General features: G+C 68.0%; 18 protein-coding genes and 3 pseudogenes. 10 read left to right on the top strand and 11 right to left on the bottom strand.

Annotated elements, in window-relative coordinates:
* From O3W51_RS43335 to O3W51_RS43315, 6 genes and pseudogenes are all read right to left on the bottom strand, one after another.
* Positions 1 to 349, bottom strand: a 349-nt coding sequence (locus tag O3W51_RS43335; RefSeq protein ID WP_269289275.1) for an endonuclease NucS domain-containing protein, incomplete at its 3' end; no start/stop codon positions are given.
* 717 nt (positions 350 to 1066) lie between these two features.
* The gene (locus O3W51_RS43330) at positions 1067 to 1654 is read right to left on the bottom strand and encodes a GNAT family N-acetyltransferase (protein WP_269289271.1); all 588 of its coding nucleotides are present in this window, start codon (positions 1652 to 1654) and stop codon (positions 1067 to 1069) included.
* 135 nt (positions 1655 to 1789) lie between these two features.
* Positions 1790 to 2245 carry a helix-turn-helix domain-containing protein gene (locus tag O3W51_RS49140; RefSeq protein ID WP_427197051.1) on the bottom strand — a complete coding sequence of 152 codons (456 nt, stop codon included), beginning with the start codon at positions 2243 to 2245 and terminating at the stop codon, positions 1790 to 1792.
* 1006 nt (positions 2246 to 3251) lie between these two features.
* Positions 3252 to 3796: pseudogene (locus O3W51_RS43325) on the bottom strand (winged helix-turn-helix domain-containing protein); the annotation flags it as partial.
* A gap of 455 nt (positions 3797 to 4251) precedes the next feature.
* Positions 4252 to 4566: a hypothetical protein gene (locus tag O3W51_RS43320; RefSeq protein ID WP_138358158.1), complete on the bottom strand. Its 315-nt coding sequence runs from the start codon at positions 4564 to 4566 to the stop codon at positions 4252 to 4254.
* Positions 4567 to 4669: 103 nt separating this feature from the next.
* Entirely contained in the window at positions 4670 to 4831 is a 162-nt protein-coding gene (locus O3W51_RS43315) for a hypothetical protein (protein ID WP_187145164.1), read from the bottom strand.
* Positions 4832 to 5116: 285 nt separating this feature from the next.
* On the opposite strand from O3W51_RS43315, the pseudogene O3W51_RS43310 reads away from it, so the two are divergent.
* Positions 5117 to 5407 (top strand): annotated as a pseudogene (locus O3W51_RS43310) (chaplin); the annotation flags it as partial.
* Between the two features lie 610 nt (positions 5408 to 6017).
* Here the strand turns inward: O3W51_RS43310 and O3W51_RS43305 are convergent.
* Positions 6018 to 6719: a hypothetical protein gene (locus O3W51_RS43305; protein ID WP_269289268.1), complete on the bottom strand. Its 702-nt coding sequence runs from the start codon at positions 6717 to 6719 to the stop codon at positions 6018 to 6020.
* Positions 6720 to 7229: 510 nt separating this feature from the next.
* Here O3W51_RS43305 and O3W51_RS43300 point away from each other — a divergent pair.
* The 4 genes from O3W51_RS43300 (at position 7230) to O3W51_RS43285 (ending at position 11543) form a co-directional block, all read left to right on the top strand.
* Entirely contained in the window at positions 7230 to 8906 is a 1677-nt protein-coding gene (locus tag O3W51_RS43300; RefSeq protein WP_269289267.1) for a DUF4331 domain-containing protein, read from the top strand.
* Complete coding sequence (locus O3W51_RS43295; protein ID WP_269289265.1) at positions 8903 to 9661, top strand: class F sortase; 759 nt, start codon at positions 8903 to 8905, stop codon at positions 9659 to 9661. Before O3W51_RS43300 ends, O3W51_RS43295 begins: the two co-directional genes overlap by 4 nt.
* On the top strand, positions 9658 to 11010 hold the full coding sequence (locus O3W51_RS43290; RefSeq protein WP_232486261.1) for a tetratricopeptide repeat protein: 1353 nt from the start codon (positions 9658 to 9660) through the stop codon (positions 11008 to 11010). Before O3W51_RS43295 ends, O3W51_RS43290 begins: the two co-directional genes overlap by 4 nt.
* Positions 11011 to 11369: 359 nt before the next feature.
* Positions 11370 to 11543, top strand: coding sequence for a hypothetical protein (locus O3W51_RS43285; protein WP_269289262.1), 174 nt, complete (start codon positions 11370 to 11372; stop codon positions 11541 to 11543).
* A gap of 135 nt (positions 11544 to 11678) precedes the next feature.
* Here O3W51_RS43285 and O3W51_RS43280 read toward each other — a convergent pair whose 3' ends face one another.
* The 3 genes and pseudogenes from O3W51_RS43280 to O3W51_RS43270 form a co-directional block, all read right to left on the bottom strand.
* On the bottom strand, positions 11679 to 11867 hold the full coding sequence (locus O3W51_RS43280; protein ID WP_164294189.1) for a hypothetical protein: 189 nt from the start codon (positions 11865 to 11867) through the stop codon (positions 11679 to 11681).
* Positions 11868 to 11993: 126 nt separating this feature from the next.
* Positions 11994 to 12890 (bottom strand): annotated as a pseudogene (locus tag O3W51_RS43275) (DUF4394 domain-containing protein).
* A 189-nt stretch (positions 12891 to 13079) separates the two neighbouring features.
* Positions 13080 to 14153 (bottom strand): HoxN/HupN/NixA family nickel/cobalt transporter, encoded by a 1074-nt coding sequence (locus O3W51_RS43270; RefSeq protein ID WP_138358183.1) that lies wholly within the window; start codon positions 14151 to 14153, stop codon positions 13080 to 13082.
* Positions 14154 to 14734: 581 nt separating this feature from the next.
* Here O3W51_RS43270 and O3W51_RS43265 point away from each other — a divergent pair.
* The 4 genes from O3W51_RS43265 to O3W51_RS43250 all read left to right on the top strand — a co-directional run bounded on the left by O3W51_RS43265 (position 14735) and on the right by O3W51_RS43250 (position 19786).
* Complete coding sequence (locus O3W51_RS43265) at positions 14735 to 16180, top strand: DUF4331 domain-containing protein (RefSeq protein WP_138358168.1); 1446 nt, start codon at positions 14735 to 14737, stop codon at positions 16178 to 16180.
* A gap of 149 nt (positions 16181 to 16329) precedes the next feature.
* Positions 16330 to 17643 carry a tetratricopeptide repeat protein gene (locus O3W51_RS43260; RefSeq protein ID WP_138358170.1) on the top strand — a complete coding sequence of 438 codons (1314 nt, stop codon included), beginning with the start codon at positions 16330 to 16332 and terminating at the stop codon, positions 17641 to 17643.
* A complete protein-coding gene (locus tag O3W51_RS43255) occupies positions 17640 to 19421 on the top strand; it encodes a HoxN/HupN/NixA family nickel/cobalt transporter (protein WP_198359485.1) in 1782 nt (593 codons plus the stop codon). The genes O3W51_RS43260 and O3W51_RS43255 overlap by 4 nt, the downstream gene beginning before the upstream one ends.
* A 47-nt stretch (positions 19422 to 19468) precedes the next feature.
* Positions 19469 to 19786, top strand: coding sequence for a hypothetical protein (locus O3W51_RS43250; protein WP_138358173.1), 318 nt, complete (start codon positions 19469 to 19471; stop codon positions 19784 to 19786).
* 77 nt (positions 19787 to 19863) lie between these two features.
* On the opposite strand, the gene O3W51_RS43245 is transcribed toward O3W51_RS43250, so the two are convergent.
* On the bottom strand, positions 19864 to 20445 hold the full coding sequence (locus O3W51_RS43245; protein WP_198359486.1) for a polysaccharide deacetylase family protein: 582 nt from the start codon (positions 20443 to 20445) through the stop codon (positions 19864 to 19866).
* A 771-nt stretch (positions 20446 to 21216) separates the two neighbouring features.
* Here O3W51_RS43245 and O3W51_RS43240 point away from each other — a divergent pair.
* A partial coding sequence (locus O3W51_RS43240) for a hypothetical protein (RefSeq protein WP_269289257.1) occupies positions 21217 to 21408 on the top strand: 192 nt, incomplete at its 3' end.

Genomic DNA, 21408 nt, shown 5'->3' with positions numbered 1-21408 from the left:
CTGCGGCCGTTGCCCCGAGCTGGTCGCGGACCAGGTGCTCGAACTCGCGGCGGTGGTCCATCAACCAGGCCATGTAGAAGAGCCCTTGATGGATCGCCCCTGCGTCGACCCCGCGCTTGAATTCCACGATGACCGGCGACCCGTTCTCGTCCAGGCCAAGCGAGTCGATCCGACCGCCGTGAATCGGCCCAGTGCAGTACTCGCTGGCCAGGAACCGGACGCCTAGCAGCGTCTCCATGTGCGCCTCGACCAGACCCTGCACATCGGCCTCGACCTCAGCAAGATGCGGCATGACCTCGGTCATGCCGCCAATGGTCGTATCCGTGCGGAACAGCTTCAGGCCCGACACCTTCCCCTCCTCGCCTCGGAGATCATCAACGCCGAGTCGGGGCAGGATTGTTTCCGCGAGGGACTTCGGGGGTGTGAAGGTGGCGTGAGAGGCTATCTCCGTCCGCCGCGTGGAGTCCGACTTCCCACGGCTCGCGGGGATCGAAATCCCACATACGTCCCACAAGATCGTGGTGCGAGCGCCCGGAGGGCTCCGTTTTCGCAGGTCAGACCCCATCGCTCGGTGGATAGGGCGAGTGCCTTCTAAGCACTTGGCCGCACCTTCGAGTCCTGCTGGGCGCACCACCCCTTTACCCATCTGGCCTGCCCGCCGGACGAACCCTTTTCACAGGTCAGGGTAGAGGTGATACCTCTCGACGTATCCGGTGCACCCCCTCCCGTGAGCAGGTGCCCACGGGCTGCGTCGGGCCGTGGCTGGACTTCTGCGGGTGGCTGCGGCGAGTACGCGGCGAAGTTCACGGGGCGGTCTCGTCAAGGGCATCCCGTAGTCTCTGGCGGGCGCCGACCGCAGTGCTCCCCCCACGAGCGGGGTGTTCCGTCCGGGCCGCCTTCGTCGAGGTCGCAGTGTCCGTTCTCCCCGTGCGAGCGGGGGTGGTCCGCGCCGGTCGAGACACCCTCAAAGCGATCGCCCGTCCGGTTCGACGCCGCCGTGGGCCCCCGGGCGTAGTTCAGGGGCTCGTTGTCAGTGGCGGTTGGTATCTCTGGAGCGTGGTTGAGCTCAAGGGTGCGACGGGGCTGAGCAGGCGGGTGGATGCCCGCTTGTGGGGCAAGGAGAAGGGATTGTTGCGGCCGTATCCGGTGATGTGTCATCTCCTTCTACCGACGGCGCGCCTGGCTCCTTGCTCAGCAAGGTTCCGCGCGGTCCGAAGCCAGCCGAAGCGTAGAAACGGACGGCTCCCTCATTCGGCGCGAAGATGCCGGCATAGATGATCAAGACACCATGCTCCGCGGCAGCATTCTCCGCCGCCATCAGTAAGGCCGCCCCGACACCCTCGCCGCGATGCCCGTCCAGGACGACGGTGTGGATGTCGGCCGCACGGCGGGGAGTCAGGATCTGATGGTCCGGAGGATCCGCCAGCAGGATGACCTCCACCATGCCCACCACCTCGCCCACCACCTCGGCAACCAAGATCAGTACCTTGGACTCGGCCGCAAGCACCTCCTCGAAATGCCTGCGCACAGCCTCGATGTCGGGCACGCGGTAGACGGCCGGATCGAGTTGAACATGCCTTTCGGCATTCGCGAGACGCAGGCGGACAAGCGCCGGCACGTCCTCCCACTCGGCGGCCCTCACCAAGATCGGCATGTGCGGGAGCCTTCCAGATCGCCCATCCCCACCGCAAGGGCGGGGGGCAACTCAAGCCGGGGCAAACGTTGCCTGATGCGGCACTAGATGCAGTGAGAGGTCCCTGCAGGGGTATCTGGCGACGTTCGGACCTGCTCAGAGGGCGGCAGCCACCCGTTCAACCGACCCGGCATCCACCCGTTCGCCGCTTTCATGTGAACCCGTCCTCGGACAGGTCTCTGACCTGCACCAGTGATGCTCTCGCAGCCCCACTGAAGCTCGGACTTCCCTCCTACCATCCCCTCCGTCCCCCGCTGTTGGTGGTGGGGAGGCTGGGGACACGAAGCCGGCACATCGAGAACAAACGCCAGATTCTCGCGCCGGCGGCAGGCTGGCCTCAGCCTGCCGCCCGCACGCGCGGGCCAACTGCATGAGAGCGTCAACGACCTGCTGCTCCTCGACTTCATAGATCCGGCAGAGATCACGGACATCGCGCTGACTGATGCGGCGCTGGCCGAGTTCCAACCTGGTCATCTTCGGTTGAGAGACCAACAACAATGCCGCTGCCCTGGTAGACGTCATGCCCTTGGCCTGCCGAAGCTTGCGGAGCACTGCACCCAGCTGGCACCGCTTGCTGGTGGGGCTGGCGTCGGTGTTCACAGGGACACGCACCTCCGGTGGGGTCAAGGCCGTCACACGCGCGGCAGGACAATCGATACTGCAAGCGTCGAACCACCAGCGCAGGCCAAGATCAATGCGTGGAGGAATGACACCGCGCGACCGTAGCGAGCGCGGCGCGCGGGTGAAGCTCAGAGACGAAACCGGGACGGCCGATGAACGGCGACGGACACCAGCCGACCCGGCGCCAAGCCGCACCAGGCGCCAGGAGCGGCCGCCTGGGGCGGGCGAGGCAGCATCATCGTCCCGTCAACGAAGGCTCCACGCGATCATCGCCGTCCGCATGTCCACCCATGATCAAACTGGTATATGCCGAACACCGGTGCCCATGGCGCAACCGGTATTACAACCATCCGCCATCAGAGCGAACGCGCTCGCCACGACCCGCACACCCCCTGGCTCCCCTCCACCACGCCGACGCCTGGCCGCGGCAAAACGCCCGCCACGGCCCCGTCACCCGCACGATCACGGAGCGACCGCCAGGAGTCAGAACCCACCTGATGGAGCCCGCCGTCTACACGTACGAAGCCAGTGTTTGCCGGCCGGTCGTCCTGGTGCCAGGCGGTATCACGGCCGCCGGTCCTTGGCGGGTGGGAACACAGCCGAAGGTCGAACCGCCGGAAGAAAATCCCCGCATGGACTTGGACAGTGAAAACCCAGCCGTGTCAGACCTCATTGCTGCGATCCGCGGCGGCGACCTCCCCACCGTGCACCGACTGCTCGGTGAACGCCCCGCCCTTGCGACGGCCCGCTTCGGCGGCACCTCAAAAGGACGCACTGCGCTGCATATCGCCACCGACTGGCCCGGCTACTACCCGGCGGTCAGCTCCGCGCGGCCGACCTGCTCCTACGCCACGGCGCGGACATCCATGCCACTCCCGGCTACGCCGAGGCACGGTCGTGAACATCGCCACGGATCCCGACACCCGACGTGAACTCCTGGCGTCATCGACTGGCCGGCCTCGTCCTCGAAGACTACCCAAGCTCTGTTCACCGCCGCGGTGCTCTTACCCGCGGCCAGACCTCCCGCCGCCACAGCTCCACCGCGTCGTCGTCCCCCTCGATCGCGCGCCGGGCGGGCTGCTGCCACGACCAACCGTGCCGCCGAAGCAGCCGCCACGTGCCCTCCACGGTGTACGAGACATGGAACAGGCGGCCGATCATCGTCTTCACCCGGGCCAGCGTCCACCGCTGGTCGGCCCACCCATGCGTCAGCGGGCCACGCTCCAACTCCCGCTCCAGCCGCGCTATCTGCGTCTCCGACAGTCGAGGCCGGCCAGGCGAACCCTTCGACGCCACCCCGGCCAGGCCCTCCTCGCGCCACTGGCGCCGCCAGCGTTCCACCGACCGCTCCGAGACCCGCAACGAGGCAGCGATCTCCCGATTCTTCTCGCCAGCCTCGAAGCCAGCCACGGCCTGGAGCCGGACCTGCTCTCGCCCGGCCCTCTCGGCGTCGGTCAAGCCGCCGCCCTGCGGATATCTCACCCCACCAGGACTACCGAAGCCACCCACGCGCTGTCCGGCAAACAGCCCGACATCACCCGATCAAGTTCAGTACAGGGGCTTCATCGCCTATGACTTGGCGCCGGATCGGCATCACCGTGTTCACGTGCTTTCTGTTCCTGGCCGCACCGGCTGTGCGCACGGGCCGGACATTGTCCGGCCCGCGATACCGGCGCGCCCCACGTGCCCGCACGACGGGGTTCTCCTCGCTCTCCATACTGTCTGCCCAGCGCGATCGCGCGTCGTCTGAGGCGCCCCCTTCCGGCACCCGGACAGCCAGGTTCAGCTCGTCCAGCAGCCGCAGTGCCTCCCCCATCGAAACCTGGGATCCGCGGGCCCACCTTTCCACAGACCCCGCCAAGGTCGGATCAAGGCCGCTCAGCTCAGCAGATCACGAACAGACGCTGCCTTGGCGATCCCCCTGCCACCGCGCTCCTCTACCGCGTGCTGCTGCCCTTGCGTCTACTACTCGTGAGCTGGCCCATGAACGCGACGATGAAGCCGGCCACAAGCATCACCGCGCCGGTGAGGGTGCCCCACGCCCGGGTTTCGGGATCGCGGCTCAGCATGCCGAAGACAAGCTGCCAGCACAGGGCGAAGGCCACTATCAGCTGGCCCCAGCCATAGAGACGAGGGTTGCGGACGTGACGCCGATTCCTGGGCAGCACCCAGCCACGGGTGACCGCCGCGAGGCCGACGGCGGCGATGAGCGACGCTATGAGGAGAAGGGGCAGAGCAAGGTAGGGGTTCATGATCTCTCTCCCGCGCGCCGGACCCACGCCGGACGCCAGCGAGATCATGACACGGCTGTGACGCGTCTCCAGACGCTGCCCCCGCGCCGATCGGCGAACGGCGTCAGATGGGATCGCCGCTGTAGGACAGTCCCGTTCGGTCCAGGCCGAGTTCGTGGAGCGCGGCGCGCAGGGACAGGTCGGCGCGGTGGACGATGAGGGTAGTGCGGTGGGCGCGGGCGGCGGCCATCAGGGGGAAGAACACCGAGGCTGCCGCCGTGCCCAAGCGGGGGACCTGCGTGAAGTCGAGGTGTGCCTCGGTGGGTGAAGCCTGCAGGAGCGCCGCCAGCAGTTATCCGATAGTTGCGGCGTTGTCGTGGTTGATCGGGAAGGCCCCGCGCACGGTCGATGAACGGGTCGACAGCACCGGAAGAGAGCTGTTGCGGTGAATATGGTTTCGACCCGGACGCAAAGGGCGTGTCACGGAGCGGTCCATGGTGCTGAGTGTGGTCTTGATCGTGAGGTCCGTACCGCACCCGGTGCGGAGCTGTCTCACCCTCAGGGAGATTTGATGTTGCGTATCGCCAAGGCCGCCACGGTCATTGCAGCTATGGGCGCCGCCCTGTTCGGCGGTGCGGGACTGGCCGCCGCCGACGCCGACGCGCAGGGTTACGCGATCGGCTCGCCCGGTGTGCTGTCGGGGAATCTGATCCAGGTGCCCATCCACATTCCGGTCAACGTGTGCGGCAACACCGTCAGCGTGCTCGGTGCGCTGAACCCGGCGTTCGGCAACCGCTGCGAGAACACCTCAGACCACCACATGGGTGACCAGGGCGGTCAGGACAACCGCGGCGAGGGCAACTGGGGCCAGGACAACCGCGGCGGCGATGACCACAGCGGTCCGGCCCAGTGGGGCAACGACCACCACGGCAGCGACATGCACGGCGCCGGCATGGCCAACTGCGACCACTGATCGCGCTCCGGCGCGTGGGGCGCGCCTGATCGGGTTGCCGGTCTAGCGTCGTGCGGCGGTGCGGCGTGCGCGGCCGGCCTACGGGTGATCCACTTTCTGCCGGATCGTATGCCAGCCCTCCAGAGTGATGTGGTCGGTGCACGGTCTGCTTTTCCCGCTGCCCCGGGAAGGGTCGGGGGCTTCGTTCGGTGACCACAGCACCGGACGAAGCCTTCCCTGCCGACCTGGCACGGCACGCGCATTCGCTCGCGTTCCACGACCCCTTGTTCATGATGCGCGGGTCCGTTTGTGAAGTGTGGCGTGCGCAGGAGCCGCCCGCCGGGTGTGTGGGCGGGGTTGGTGCAATCGTCGTAGCCATCCGGGTGGCCTGCGAACGAGATGCCGGCATACCTGTGCCAAGAGCGTTAGCGGAGACGGTCGTTGGATGCCAAAGCAGGGAGGGGCAGTGTCACCGGAAGGAGCTGCCCCGCCGGCCGGTACGCGTCTTTGCCTCCTGGGGTCAGCGTCTTGGTGAGCTGCCGCTCGTGAGTCGCTGTGCGATCGCGAACGGTACTGCTTCCGCAAGGTGCAGTGCTGGGGGGAGGAGGTCTTCCCAGAAGGCATCGACGTCGGGGGGCGATGCCGTCGTCAGCCGGCAGTCGGCGGCTTCGGACTCTTCCGGATAGCGGCCGTTCGTCTTGGTGTGGGTGACGTTGAAGGAGGCGCTCTCCAGCAGACCGAGCAGGTCCACCTGCTCCATGCCCGCGGACCTCCAGGGCTCGTCGGCTCGAAACGCCAGAAGCCGCGCGTAGGGCCCGGAGAAGATGCCGCGCAACTGGCCCAAGGTGGGTTCTTCCGCCGCCAGGACTTCCAGGGTCTGGGTACTGAGGGGTGGTCGGCCGCAGGTCAGGCGGTCCCAGATGGTGATGCCCAGGACAGTGGCCGCGCTGGCGTATCGCCAGGTGATCTCCCCGATGGTCCGCTCGTAGGCGACCGCTGCCGAAGAGGCCGCTCGCGCCGCGAGCTGATGATGCGGCGTTGGGCCCTGTCCGGTGTATCCCTCCTCCAGATCGGCCTTGGCCAGCAGTCTCCGCGTCAGGGCGTGGGCGCATTCCCACTCTCCACGCAGCTCTACGTGCGCGCGGTTCAGGCATCGCAGCGCCCCCGACTCCTCACTGCTCAGCAGGCCGAGATCCTTCAGGTCGGGAAACCGTGGGCTCATCCGCTCCCCCTTCGCCTCAGCTGGGCGGCGGGAGGAGTTCGACCCGCCCGCGTGCCCAGGCTGGAAACGGTCACTCCCGCACAACCATCCAGCGAAGGACGCAATACCCAGATATCGGGACGGTGACGCCCGATGCGGTCGGCTGTGCGCCGATGGCCATAGGGGTGGCGGTGCTCGGACCTCCCTGCGCGCGGGACGACGGCCGCCTGGGCCGGCCCTGTCGGCGGCCATGCGCGAAGACGGCCCGCCGGCGGACGCTGCCCGCAAGAGGCGTCCGATAACCGCACGTGGCTGCCGGTCACTCGGGTGGCGTCACGGTTGAGCGCCGGGTGACCACGTTCGGCCCAGGAGCGTTGCGGGGGCTCTGAGTCCATGGTGCTTTATTCGTAGCTTAAGTCACATTACGGGCATTCTGTGCATGGCTCCGTGTGCGGCTCCGAGCGCTCGCTGCACACCGCCGCCACGCCGGCCACTGGGCAGGCACCGGCTCTCACCTGGAACGGATGTCCCATGCCACGATCCCATCCGCGACGCCGCAAGAGTCCGACCCGCCCCGCCGAGCGAACCCTCGCGGCCGTGGGCACTCTCGCCCTGGTCGCCGCCGGCGTTCTGACGACCCTCGGTCCCGGGGTCAGCTCCGCCTCCAGCCACCGCGAGGCACCGCTGACCGCCGGTGACCCGAAGGTCGACAACACTGACGTGTACGCCTTCACCAGCCCCGACAAGCCCGACACCGTGACCCTGGTGGCGAACTGGATCCCGTTCGAGGAGCCCAACGGCGGACCGAACTTCTACCCGTTCGCCAACGACGCCCGCTACAACATCAAGATCGACAGCGATGGTAACGGTAAGCCTGACGCCACCTACACCTGGGCGTTCACCGATCACATCCGGGACGACGCCAACCAGTTCCTCTACAACACCGGCGTCGTCAATTCCGTGGACGACGCGAACCTGAACTTCCGCCAGACGTACAACCTGACCGTCACCGACGCGAGCGGGAACTCCAAGACCCTGCTCAAGGACGCGCCGGCGGCCCCGTCGAACACCGGCAAGGCCTCGATGCCCGACTATGCCGCGCTGCGCAGCCAGGCCGTGGTGCCGTTGGCGGAGGGCGGGCAGTCCTACGCCGGTCAGGCGTCCGACCCGTTCTTCCTGGACCTGCGGGTCTTCGACCTGCTCTACGGCGGGAACCTCAAGGAGAGCGGCCACAACACGCTCGCGGGTTACAACGTCAACACCATCGCCCTGCAGGTCCCCAAGAAGGACCTGGCCCTCAAGGGTGATGCCACCCGCAACCCGGTGATCGGCGTGTGGTCCACCACCGACCGCAAGGGTGTCCAGGTCGCCGCTTCCGGCAGCAAGGGCGACGAGGGCTCGCAGTCCAAGGGCAATGAAGGCAGCGAGGGCAACGACGCCAAGGGCGGGCCGCCCACCGAGGCGGGCTGGCACCAGGTGTCCCGGCTGGGCAACCCGCTGGTCAACGAGGTGGTCGTGCCGCTGAAGTACAAGGACGCCTTCAACGCGCTGACCCCGGACAAGGACCACACGGTCACGCCGGTCGTCGACAAGGTCAAGGACCCGATCGTCCCGAAGCTCGTGCAGAGCATCTACGGTATCCCCGCCCCGGCCGCGCCCCGCGACGACCTGGTGGAGATCTTCCTGACCGGTGTGTGCAAGGACTGCGGACCGATCAAGGCAGACCTCAACTCGCAGCTGCTCAACGCCGACGTCCACAAGGACGCCTTCACCCCGGCGGAGGAGCTGCGGCTGAACATGGCCGTGCCGCCGTCCGGCAACCCCAGCCGTCTGGGGGTCCTGGGTCAGGACCTGGCCGGCTTCCCCAACGGCCGACGCCTGAACGACGATGTCGTCGACATCGAGCTGCAGGCCCTGGAAGGCGCCGCGCAGACCGGGAAGATCGTTCCCGCGCTCGCGGCCGGTGACGGCGTCGACACGCCCTACCGCCAGACCGGCACCTCCTTCCCGTACGTCGCACTGCCCAACACCGCCGCGGTCAACCAGGCCGACTCGCAGCGGCCGGACGGCGGCATCGGAGCCGGCCTCGGCGGCACCGCCCTGAGCGGATCCACCGTCGTTCCCGCCACCGCACTGGGCGGCGGCGCGCTGCTGGCCGTGGCCGGAGTGCTGTACCTGCGCCGGCGCAGGCACGCAGGCCGTCCGTGACCACCCCTGCCGCACCTGGCCGCCTGCGCTCCGCACTGGAGCGCAGGCGGCCGCGGGGGCTGTGCAGGTTCCGCCCGGCACGCCCCCGCCGGGTGGCCGCGTCCCTCGCCGTCCTGACGGGCATATCGCTGGCCTCCTTCGGCACCTGCGCCCTCATCACCGCCGGGCCAGGACCCGCCAGGAGCGCGGACGTCGGAACCCTCCCCGTCTCCCAGGGCGGGGGCCGGACCGCCTCTGCCGGAGCTTCGGCTCCGGCGCCGGTGCGTATCCGAATACCCGGGATCGACCTCGACGAGACCCTGATCCATCTGCAGGTGCGGCAGGACGGCCACCTCGGCGTCCCCGAGGGCCCGCAGCAGGTCGGGTGGTGGAGCGAGGGCCCCCGTCCGGGGGATCCTGGCGCCGCGATCATCGTCGGCCACGTCGACTCGCGTACCGGCCCGGCCGCGTTCTACAACGTGTCCTCCCTGCGACCGGGGGACGCGATCACCATCGACCGCGAGGACCACTCCCACCTCGCCTTCACCGTCCGGGCGCTGCGGCAGTACGACAAAGAGGATTTTCCCGACGACCAGGTCTACGCCACCGCCGGCGCCCCCGCATTGCGGTTGATGACCTGCGGCGGCACCTACGACAAGGCCCTGCACGAGTACCGCGACAACATCGTCGTCTACGCGACCCCCGCCGACCCACAACCCGCGGCACCGCCATCAGCCGCCTCCCCATCAGATGTCCCAGACCGGAGCGGGAATTGACCGAGTCCGAACGCATGCGCCCCGCACGCCGTCACCACATCCGGCTCGCGGTGATCACCAGTGCCCTGGGAGTGGGTCTCTTCCTCGCCGGCGGCCTCGGCCTCTCTCCGTGGCCGGCCGCACGATCCGAGCAGGGGACTCCCGCCGCCGACGCGGTGAGTGCTCCGGTCAGTGATCCGCTCGCGGCGGACATCACCGGGTTGCAGGACCACTTGCGCAAGACCCCGCAGGATCCCGTCGCGCTCGCCACGCTCGGCCTGGACTACGTCCAGCAGGCGAAAGCCACCGCGGACCCGTCGTACTACCCCAAGGCGGAGGAGCTGCTCAAGCACTCGCTGGCCGTGCAGAAGGCAGACAACTTCACCGCACTGGGCGGCATGGCAGCCCTGGAGGCAGCCCGCCACCACTTCACCCCCGCACTTAACTGGGCTCGGCAGGCCGTCGCCGTCAACCCGTACAACTCCTCGCTGTACGGAACCCTCGCCGACGCGTTCACCCAACTCGGCCGCTACGGCGAGGCTGCCGACGCCGTGCAGCGCATGGTCGACCTCAAACCGGGGACGCCGTCGCTGTCTCGTGCCTCGTATGTCGCGGAACTGCGCGGGGACACCGACACCGCCCGCACCGACATGCAACGCGCTCTCCAGGACGCGGCCGGGCCCGCCGACCGGGGCTTCGCCCACTACTACCTCGGCGAACTCGCTTTCAACACGGGCGATCCGGCCGGTGAACTGGCCCAGGCACAGGCCGGACTGCACGAAGCCCCCTCCTCCGTCGCCCTGCTCCAGGCCAAGGCCCAGGCCGAAGCGGCGCTCGGCAAGACGGACGCCGCGATCGCCGACCTGACCCAAGCCGTGCAGCGAGTCCCGCAGCCCGAGTACGTCCTCGCGCTCGGTGAGCTCTACCAGTCCCTCGGCCGCACCCAGGAGGCAAACCAGCAGTACCAGGTCTTTAGGGCCGAGCAGAAACTCTTCGCCGCGGGCGGAGTCGCCCTCGACTCCGACGCCGCCCTGTTCGAAGCCGACCACGGCAACCCGCAGGACGCCCTCACCATCGCCCGCCAAGGTCTGCGGACCCGCCCGTTCCTCGAATCCCACGACGCGCTGGCCTGGGCCCTGCACACGAACGGCCGTGACCGCGAAGCACTGGAAGAATCGAACGAGGCACTCGCCCAGGGCACCCGCAACGCGCTGTTCCACTACCACCGAGCCCTGATCCAACAGTCCCTCGGTGACAGCGCGGCAGCGCGGACGGATCTGACCCTGACCCTGACCATCAACTCCCGATTCAACCCGCTGCACGCCCCCAACGCGCGGGCCATTCTCGCCGCGCTTCCCAGCACTCCGTAACGAACCCGGCCCAGGTGGGAAGGCACGGCTGAGAGATCGTCAACCGCGTGAGCGCACCCACCTGGGCTGTCGGTCTGACTGACGGCAAGAAGGTCCGCGCCCGTGCTGGCCTGGCACTTTGAGCAGCGCGCTGCGCTCCGGACGAGCCTCAGCCCGCCAGTCGGCCTCCGACGGCCCGTTAGTCTTCCTGGATGTATCAAGCTGTCGTCGGCTGTACGGACCCCGATCCACGGCTTCGTTTGGTCCAGCTCGTGGAGCGGGGCGATGCGCTGTTGCGGCAATTGGAACGCACCGCGCAATGCGTCGCGGCGGCTGACCGCCGTGAGGCTGTCAGCCCTTCCGCCGGGACACTGACCGCTATGAGGGAAGTCATCTCCATTTACCAGAAGATCGCGCAGCGGTACGTGGACGCGGACCTTGATGACGCTACGACGCTGCGGCACCTGGCCGACACACTCGACGGGACCACCCGCTGCGTGCGGCTACTGACCCCCCGGAACGGGCAACTGCCTAGCGTCACCTGCCGCCCTTGACTTCCTGCGCAACCTCTCAGACGCAGCCCGTGCTTCGTCGCGCATGATTGCGTAAACGACATTGCAGGCGTGGACGGCCACACGTGCGAGCGGGCGCGGGTACGTAGTAGTGCGGCGGCGTCTTCGACACAGAGGTCACTCGCCCGGGTTCGCCTGGGCGGATGCCAGCAGCAACCGGCCGGCTGGCGAACACCGGGCCGCCGCCGGGTCCTGCCCGGCCGGGGAGGAGATACTGGAGGACGCCAGCCGGACCTTCGAAGACCCTTGGGACTGGCCGAGGCGGACGGGGACGTCCAGCAGATGCTCCGCGGGAGCGGGGAGCACGCGGGCTGATCCGCGCACTGGGTGCAGGGCCACTCCTATGGCGCTGGTGGCCAGAGCGCTGCGAGGCCGGTGGGCTCGAACGAGGCCAGGCCGTGTGCCGTGGCAGGGATCCCGGCCGCGTTCGGTCTACTGGACGAAGCTGGCATCCATGCTGCCCAGCGGCTGGGAGTTGTCCTGGGCCAACGGGAGGGCGATGTCGAAGACCTGCTGGCCGGTGGGGAAGTTGCCGACGCGGTCGGCTTTTCCGTTCAGGACGTTGACGCGGTAGAAGCCGTAGGTGCCGCTCGCCTGCAGCGCGGCGAAGCCCCGGTTCGTTCCGGCCTTGGGCGAGTAGTAGATGTCGAAACCGGCCGACGGGCCCGCGTTGACTCCCAGACCGCCCGTGGGCGCGAGGGTTCCGGCGTTGGCCGGGGACTGCAGCGAGACGCGGACGTTGACGGTGTCGATGTCGAACAGTGACGTCGCGGTCGCGGTGTTCAGGTCGTTGTTGGTGTACGCGGCGCCGGTGACACCAAGCGCGGTGGTGGGCGTGGTGGCGGGCGGGACGGCGGGGTTGGTCAGGGTGCCGTCGACGGTGGTGGTGAGAGGGGCGGCGGGATCGTCGATGTTGTGGCGCAGGTTCTGACCGGTGTCGCTGATCACCCGCAGACGGTTGGCAGCCGGGTTGAAGACGCCGAAGTTGTTGCCCTGCAGCGCCACGGTCAACTGCGAGACCTTGCTGGCGTTCGCGTCGCGGTCGACAGTGTAGACGCCACCCTTGTCGCCGACGCCGTACAGCTTCCCCGCCTGAACACGGAAGTCGATCCCGACCAGCTTGGTGTCCCCCTGCAGGCCGTGCACACGGCCGCCCGAGCGGAGCGACTACGGCGCGTCCTCGGAGAAGCTGACGAGCCGCTGGTCGACGGTGAGGCCCATCACCTTCAAGCCGTCACCGTGCCCGTCGCCTGCCGCCGCTGTGGTGGCCGACGCAAAGGGACAGGCCAACGCGAGCGCCAGAGCAGGAACGACTATCCCTGCACGCATACGAGTCTCCCAGGGGAAGCAGCCCGAACCGGACGCCGGGCGTCACTCCGTGACACAAACACACCAATTCCTGCATGGCCCGTCACGAAGACCGTCCGGGGGATGCCGCAGACCAGCACGCTCACACCGCCAGGTTCACATTCGGTGACCGACGTGAGCGCTGACGTACGGCCGGGGCCCGCGAGGGGTTCAGTCGGCGGAGGGCTCGGCGGAGTGCAGCCCGACTGTCCACTTCTCCTCGATGCGGCCGAACTTCCAGACCCCAATGGCGATGATCCAGGTGGTGAAGAACAGGCCGACGATGATGAAGCCGATGATGTTCAAATCCAGACCACCGACCCAGTCCCAGAACGGGCCGTGCAGATCGAGTTGGTCCGCGAGCAGTCCGAACAGTTCGACGGTCCCGATGATGAGAGCGACGGCGACGGACAGCCCGGTGATGGTGAGGTTGTAGTAGACCTTGCGGACCGGTTTGGAGAACGCCCAGCCGTAGGCGAAGTTCATGAACGATCCGTCAATGGTGTCCAGCAGGGACATGCCTGCGGCGAACAAGACCGGCAGGCACAAAATCGCGTACCAGGGAAGTCCGGAGGCCGCGCCGGAACCGGCAAGGACCATCAGGGCGATCTCGGTGGCCGTGTCGAAGCCCAGGCCGAACAGCAGGCCGAGCGGATACATCTGCCAGGGCTTGGTGATCGACTTCATCACCCGTCCGAGCAAGCGGTTCATGAAGCCACGGTTGTTCAGTTGTTCCTGCAGGGCCGCTTCGTCGAAGTGACCGGTGCGCATCTTCCGGAAGACTTTCCAGATCCCGGCCAGGATCACCAGGTTGATGGCCGCGATGATGTAGAGGAAGGCGCCGGAGACGGTGGTGCCGATCAGGCCGGCCAGGTGGTGGAGCTTCGAGTTGTCGTCCTGGACCGGTCCTGCGAGGGCCTTGATGCCCAGCGAGAGTAGGAACGCAAGGACGAAGACGATGCTGGAGTGGCCGAGGGAGAACCAGAAGCCCACCGAGAGCGGGCGCTTACCCTCACCCATGAGCTTGCGGGTGGTGTTGTCGATGGCCGCGATGTGGTCGGCGTCGAAAGCGTGCCGCATGCCGAGGGTGTACGCGGTCACCCCCATCCCGATGCCGAACGCCTTGGTGCCCACCGTGTAGTGCTCCGGTGCGACGATCACCACCAGCGTGAACCAGCCGATCACATGCAACGCCAGGATGAACGCGGCCATGCCGCCAAGGCGCGTCCATTCCTGCCTGGTCATCGATGTGCGCAGGCGCGCCCAGCGCGATACCGGCGCGACGAGAGTTGACGAAGGAGCGGGGGAGGTGGAGGTGAGCGCCATGGGACTGCTTTCTTCCGGTCCGGTCAGGCGTAGCTCATTCACCGTAGAAGCACGGAGTTCCTACTTGCAACTGATGCGCAGTAAAGAATAAGCAATTTACCGAACCTCAAGTCCGAGGCCACTCACAATATCGTCCACCTGTGCGACCGGGCGATGCCAACCCTCAAATGGCCGCATAAGTTCAGGCCAACGGCGATACCTTTATGGACCCGCTGGTCGGAGGTTCCGGTCGAGAGAATTAAACGCGTAATCCTCTTGCGCAGCACGGGATGCAGAGCAGAAACGATCATCCAGCCTCCTCGACCACCCGCATGACCTGGGCATCTTGATTCCTGGGCAGAAAATAGTCCCATTAAATCCATCGGCGGGGTGGCTGGAAAACTCTCTCCATTGAGTGGAGTTTCATATCGGAGCCAATCCGCAGTGCGCTTGGCTCCGAAGAGCATGCGGAGGTCCAAACCTCCGAGACCGTCCCCACGTTCGCGAGAGAAAGAATCTTCATGACCGCAAACGCATCACCCGCCGGCAGCAGTCGGTGGAAGTCCGCGGCGATGCTGCTCGCGCTCGGTTCGGCAGTCGCCGGCGCCGCGCTGGCAGGACCCGGCACGGGTGTCGGCCAGGCGTCCAGTCACCGGGAAGCACCGCTGATCGCGGCTGACCCGCAGGTCGACAACACCGACCTGTACGCGTTCACCAGCCCGGACAAGTCCGACACGGTGACGCTCACGGCCAACTGGATCCCGTTCCAGGAGCCGAACGGCGGGCCGAACTTCTATCCATTCGCTGAGGACGCGCACTACGACATCAACATCGACAGCCAGGGCACCGGCAAGCCGGACCTGACCTACCGATGGACGTTCCGCAACGAGGACCTGCGCGGCGAGAAGACGTTCCTGTACAACAACGGCGTCGTGAACAACCTCAACGACAAGACGCTGCTGTTCCGCCAGCACTACTGCCTGCAGGAGATCCGCGCGGGCAAGAAGCCGGTCACGCTCGTCGCGGACGGCATCGCCACGCCCTCGAACGTCGGCAAGGCGTCCATGCCGAACTACGGCAGGCTCCGCAACCAGGCGACGCAGAAGCTGCCCGGTGGCGGCCAGACCGTCGCCACGCAGGCCGCGGACCCGTTCTTCCTGGATCTGCGGGTCTTCGACCTGCTCTACGGAGGCGACCTCTCCGAGACCGGCCACAACACCCTGAACGGCTACAACGTCAACACGTTGTCCATCCAGGTGCCCAAGTCCAAGCTCGCCTACAAGGGCAACGCCAAGCGCAACCCGGTCATCGGCGTGTGGAGCTCCACCGAGCGGCGCACCATGCAGCTCAGCCCCGGCAAGCAGACCCCCACGGGCAAGTACGTGCAGGTCTCACGTCTGGGCAACCCGCTGGTCAACGAGGCCGTCGTGCCGGCCGGGCTGAAGAACGCCTTCAACGCGCTGCCGCCGTCGGAGGACCACAACCAGCCGAAGGTCGTCGCGAAGGTCCTCGACCCGGAGCTGCCCAAGCTCATCCAGGGCATCTACGGCATCCCGGCACCCGCCACCCCCCGCAAGGACCTCCAGGAGATCTTCCTGACGGGCATCGCGAAGGCGACCAACGGGCCGCTGGCCGTGGACCTGAACTCGCAGCTGATGAACCTCGACATCAACAAGAAGCGGTTCGTTCCCGCCGAGGAACTGCGGCTGAACATGTCGACACCGGTCACGGCCAACCCGGACCGGCTCGGTGTGCTCAACGGTGACTTCCAGGGCTTCCCCAACGGCCGCCGCATGGGTGACGACGTCATCGACATCGCCATCCAGGCACTCGAAGGCGCCACTCCCGGTCACCTGATCCAGGCACTGGCCGCCGGTGACGGCGTCAACGGGCCGGGCGCCCCGTTCGGGACCACGTTCCCGTACGTCGCCCTGCCGTACACCGGTTCGGTCAACCAGGCCGGCTAATCCCGGCTAGTCCCCCACAGGCCGGTGCGGGCCGACGCCACCTGCCCGCACCGGCCCTTGTCAACGATCCAGCCGCAGGTTCGTCCGCGCAGGGCCCGGATCTGTCGTTCATACCGGTACGCAACAACCGCCAATGAGGGATGTCGTTCATGCGCCGCCTCGCCCTGATCGCCACCGCCGCCGCGCTGTGTGCCGGCCTGTCCGGATTCGCGGCACTGGAACACACCTCCAACTCCTCTCCCCCCACGGCGGCGCCCGCTCCGGCGGCCGACGCGGCCCATACCGCGCTGTCGATCGGTGCGGTGGTCAGCCAGCTCCAGGACAAGCTGCGCCTGCAGCCGGCCGACGCCGCATCGTGGGCGCAACTGGGCTCCGCATACGTCGAGCAGGCCCGGCTCACCGTCGACCCGACGCTGTACCCCAAGGCGGAAACGGCATTGCGGCGCTCGCTGACGCTGCAACCGGACGTCAACACGACCGCGCAGACCGGCATGGCCGGACTCGCGAACGCCCGGCACCAGTTCACTCAGGCTCGCACCTGGGCCGATCAGGCCGTCGCCGACGATCCGTACGCATGGGCCGCCTACGGGGCACTCACCGACGCCCTGACCCAACTCGGCGACGACGCCGGAGCCCAGGCCGCCGTCCAGCGGATGCTGGATCTGCACCCCTCGACCGCGTCCTTCACCCGCGCCTCCTACACGCTGGAACTGCAAGGCCGGACCGATGAGGCGGCACAAGCCCTCCAACGCGGACTGGAGGACGCGTCCAACCCGGCTGACCAGGCCTTCTGTCAGCACTACCTGGGCGAGCTGTCCTTCAACACGGGTTCCACCACGGTGGCGTTGACGCACTACCGCAAGGCGTTGGCGTTGGATCCGACCTACACCGCCGCCCTCGCCGGCGCCGCCCGCGCCGAGGCCGCGCTGGGCCGGACCGCCGCAGCCGTCACCGACTACCAGGCAGCCATCACCCGCGTCCCCCAACCCCAGTACGTGCTCGAACTCGGCGAACTCCTGGAGTCCCAGGGCCGCACCGCGGAGGCCCGCGCGCAGTACAGCGTCCTGGAGGCCGAGCAGAAGCTGTTCGCCGCCAACGGCGTCGTCGACGACCTGAACCTCGGCCAGTACCAGGCCGACCACGGCAACCCGCGGCTCGCCGTCACCTTGCTCACCGCCGAATGGGGCCGCCGCCACAGCGTGCTGGTCGCCGACGCCCTGAGCTGGGCCCTGCACCGGGCCGGACGCGACGAAGAAGCGCTGCCCCTGGCGAAAGAGGCCAACCGGCTCGGCTGGCGCGATGCCACGCTGCGCTACCACCGCGGCGTCATCGAACAGGCGATCGGCGACGACCAGGCCGCGCGTACCGACCTGACGGGCGCCCTGTCGGCCAACCCCGCCTTCTCCCCGCTGCGCGCACCCGACGCACAAGCGCGCCTGGCCCGCCTCCAAGGACAACGATGACCCGTATCCGTGCCCACTCACGACGCGCCGCACTTCTCCTCGCCGGGATCCCGGTGCTCTTCTTCCTGGCCGCACCGGTCGCGTCCGCCCACCCCTTGGGGAACTTCACCGTCAACCGGTACGACGGTCTGACGCTCCACTCCGACCGGGTCGATGACCTGGTAGTGGTGGACACCGCCGAGATCCCCACCCTCCAGGCCATGCCCGCCCTGGACAGCGATCACGACGGCCGGCTCAGCGCCGCCGAAGCCGCCACCCACGCCCGCACCACCTGCGCCACGATCGCCCGCGCGATCCGTGCGACCGCCCAACCCCAAGGGACCGGGTCCTCACGCGCCGTCTCGTTGCACCTCCAGGTCATGACGACCGACTACCGGCTCGTGCGGGGCCAGGCCGGTCTCGACACCGGCCGGCTCGAGTGCCGGTTCAGCGCGCCCGCGGACCTGGGTGCCACCGGAACCCTCGAACTCACCACCGGAGTCGATCCGTCCCACATCGGCTGGCACGAGATCACCGCCCAGGGCGACGGGACGCGGATCGGCTCCTCGGACGTCCCCGCCGCCTCCATCTCCAACGAGCTGCGGAAGTACCCCGCCGACCTGCTGTCCAATCCGCCCGACGCCCGCCACACCCGCGTCACCCTCGGCAACGGCCCGGGGGCCGTCGCGGCGAACGCGCCGGGTTCGGGACTGCTGGGCGGCTGGTACGCGGCTCTGGACGCACGGTTGGGGTCCCTCACGGACCGGGACCGGCTCACCCTTCCCGTCGGACTGCTCGCCGTACTGCTGGCCCTCGTCCTGGGTGCGGGACATGCCGCGCTGCCCGGACACGGCAAGACCATTATGGCCGCCTACCTCGCCGGCCGGCAGGGCCGGCCGCGCGACGCGGTCACGGTCGCCACGACCGTCACTCTCACCCACACCGCGTCCGTCCTGGTCCTGGGCACCGCGCTGAGCGTCTCCTCCGCACTCGTCGGCGAACAGGCACTCGCCTGGCTCGGCACCATCAGCGGCCTCGTCATCATCGCCGCCGGAATCTGGCTCCTACCCGCAGCCCTCCGCACCGCGCGCACCCGGGCGGGGGCCCGGTCCGCGGACCGGGCCCCCGCACACGACGGCCACACCCACGGCAACCACGAGCACGGCCACGACCATCCGCACAGCCACGACGTGGCGGTCGCCGCCGCCGCCGAGCCCGTCGGAGCCGGCGAACTCGTCACGGCTTCTGTCGGAAACCCGGCCGTCGCCGCAGCCGGCACGACGACAGAGGCAGCGCTCGCCACGGGACCCGAGTCACACCACGACCATGCGGCGCCGAGCGCTACTGCTCACCAGCACCACGAGCAGCGCCACCAAAGCCACAGTGGCCACGATCACCCACACGGCCACAGCCATGGGGGGCACGGGCACAGCCATGGGCTGTTCGGTCACCATCATCTCGGCGGGTCGAGCGGCCGTAAGAAGGGCGGCCTCATCGGGATCGGCATCGCCGGCGGCCTCGTACCCAGCCCCTCCGCCCTGATCGTCCTGCTGGGCTCCATCGCCCTGGGCAGAACCGCCTTCGGCGTCGTCCTCGTCCTCTGCTACGGCCTGGGCATGGCCGCCACCCTCGCCGCCGCCGGCCTGCTCCTGCTGAAACTGCGCGACCGGATCCCGGCCCTGAACGGCGGACGGGCCGGCCGGCTCGCGACGTGGGGCGCACGCATCACCCCGCTGAGCACCGCACTACTCATCCTGGCCGTCGGGATGGGCACCGCACTGCGGGCCATGCCGCTGTGAACAGGCACCTCGGCCTCTCCATCACTCCGGAAAGCAGGAAGACCACCATGGCATCACGTGCTCGTACCCGCTGGGCCACCCTGTTCGTGCTCGGCGCGCTCGCGCTCACCGACTGCGGCTCCTCCGCCGCACGCACCGGGGCACTCGACACCACCTCCGACAGCAAGAAACCCACCTGCCGAACCCACCAGAGCGTGCTGCCCAGCCAGGACTACACCGGGGGAAGTGATGCCAAGACCCTGGCCGTCCTGGCGATGATGAAGTACTACACCGCTAAGGGAACGCTGCCCTTCTGCGACACCAAGCCCGCCACCGCACAGGACATCGCCTGGGCCAAGCTCTACACCAACCTCACCAAGCCCTGACGGCACGGTCGCCCAGGAGTGCCTCAACCCCCGGACTTGTCTCCTGGCCTCCGCTGTGCTGGGTCGGTCGCGCGCGGTCACGGCGTGGTGAAGGTGTAGCCGGCGTCCAACAGGCGTGGGATGTAGTCATTGAGAGCGGCAAGGGTCTGGGCCCGGTTTCCGCCACCGTCGTGATTGAGGATGATGGCCCCCGGCTTGACCGTGCTCAACACGGTCGAGGCAATGTAATTCTGGCCGGGGCATCGCCAATCCTGAGGATCCACGCTCCACGCCAGAGGACTCATCCCCAGCTGGAAACACGCATCCAGCGCCTTGGGAGAGAAGTCGCCACCAGGAGCACGGAACCAACGGGTACGGCATCCACCGGTGGCCCACTCGACGACGTCGCTGGTGCGCTCCAGTTCGTCGCGGACGCCCCCGGACGACAGACGACGCAGGTCGGGATGGGACCAGGTGTGGTTGGCGATCTGATGCTCGGCTTCATAGATCCGTGCGAGGACACTCGGGTTGTCAGCGGTGTTCTGACCCACCACCACGAACGTGGCACGGATGTCGTAGTGGGCCAGAAGCGCCAGAATCCTCGGGGTGTACTCCGTGTTCGGGCCATCGTCGAACGTCAGCGCGATGGCCGTGCGATCCGGGTTCGACAGTTCGTACAACGGTGACGTACGTAGAGCGGGTTCAGCCGGCTCAGCGGGAACGGGCACCGCCGCGGGGGGTGCCGCCGCGGCTGCTGGTGGAAGTGGCATGGCGTTTGTGGTCGGTGTGATGGGCGTCCGGCCCGTACGAGTAGCGCCGGGTTCTCCCTCGGCAGGTTCGGCGGATTGGGCGCAGCCGGCCATCAGGAGGCTGACGCCGGTGGCCAGGATGAATCGTCGCGGCAACGCCTTCGGGACCGGTTCCATGCCCCGGTCTCTCACACCCCCGCAGGCCCGGACGGATAACCACACCGGCCCAGAGCGTGATTCAGCCGGGCAGACCCTTCCAGCGTGCCGGACGCGATGCCATCGAGTACAACCGGTCGGCGGAATCGCCCGTCCTCAGGGCCGGGCACCTCCCGGAACGCGTCAGTGATCATCCAGTTCGCCGTATCGCATCGGGCTGCCGTTTTGCCCTCTATGGGTACAGCGGGAGAAGCGTGCCGTGCCGGAATTCGTGCGGGACGCGGAGTACTGCGACAACAAGGCCTGGTGCTCGCGACGCTACCGGAACGGAGTCGGGCCCTGTGCCGGGGCAGGGATTCCGGTCGCGTTCGGTCCTGTTCGCCGGGGCAGCCAGCGTCCGGATGCCGCTTGTCCGCGAAACCGTGACGCGAGTTCGTCGCGACCTCTCCTGGTCCATCGCCTCGGATAACATTCCCTATTCGATGCAGCAGACCGGACAAGACGCCCCGTCGGACCCTTGCCGCGACCGACGGAACTCCCCCGCCCGTGACCGACCCCGCCGCACTCAACCGCACCCTTCACTACACCAACGACATCACCGGCGGTGACGTCGAGGCCATCGACGCATTCCTCGCCCCGCTCTTGGCTGTCCAGCGCGACGACCACTACGGCACAACCGGCTACAAGATGGCCTTCGCCCTGGACAGCCTCGTGCAGGACGCGGCCAACACCGCCCAC

It is taken from the genome of Streptomyces sp. H39-C1 (genome assembly GCF_027158125.1).
GTDB lineage: Bacteria > Actinomycetota > Actinomycetes > Streptomycetales > Streptomycetaceae > Actinacidiphila > Actinacidiphila fildesensis.
This window is presented reverse-complemented; position numbering and strand designations above follow the sequence as displayed.

Coding starts and splice junctions, on each gene's coding strand:
- O3W51_RS43260 (WP_138358170.1), top strand. CDS start 16,330: ATGCGCCGCCTCGCCCTGATCGCCACCGCCGCCGCGCTGTGTGCCGGC.
- O3W51_RS43255 (WP_198359485.1), top strand. CDS start 17,640: ATGACCCGTATCCGTGCCCACTCACGACGCGCCGCACTTCTCCTCGCC.
- O3W51_RS43250 (WP_138358173.1), top strand. CDS start 19,469: ATGGCATCACGTGCTCGTACCCGCTGGGCCACCCTGTTCGTGCTCGGC.
- O3W51_RS43320 (WP_138358158.1), bottom strand. CDS start 4,566: ATGAACCCCTACCTTGCTCTGCCCCTTCTCCTCATAGCGTCGCTCATC.
- O3W51_RS43330 (WP_269289271.1), bottom strand. CDS start 1,654: ATGCCGATCTTGGTGAGGGCCGCCGAGTGGGAGGACGTGCCGGCGCTT.
- O3W51_RS43270 (WP_138358183.1), bottom strand. CDS start 14,153: ATGACCAGGCAGGAATGGACGCGCCTTGGCGGCATGGCCGCGTTCATC.
- O3W51_RS43305 (WP_269289268.1), bottom strand. CDS start 6,719: ATGAGCCCACGGTTTCCCGACCTGAAGGATCTCGGCCTGCTGAGCAGT.
- O3W51_RS43300 (WP_269289267.1), top strand. CDS start 7,230: ATGCCACGATCCCATCCGCGACGCCGCAAGAGTCCGACCCGCCCCGCC.
- O3W51_RS43265 (WP_138358168.1), top strand. CDS start 14,735: ATGACCGCAAACGCATCACCCGCCGGCAGCAGTCGGTGGAAGTCCGCG.
- O3W51_RS43285 (WP_269289262.1), top strand. CDS start 11,370: ATGAGGGAAGTCATCTCCATTTACCAGAAGATCGCGCAGCGGTACGTG.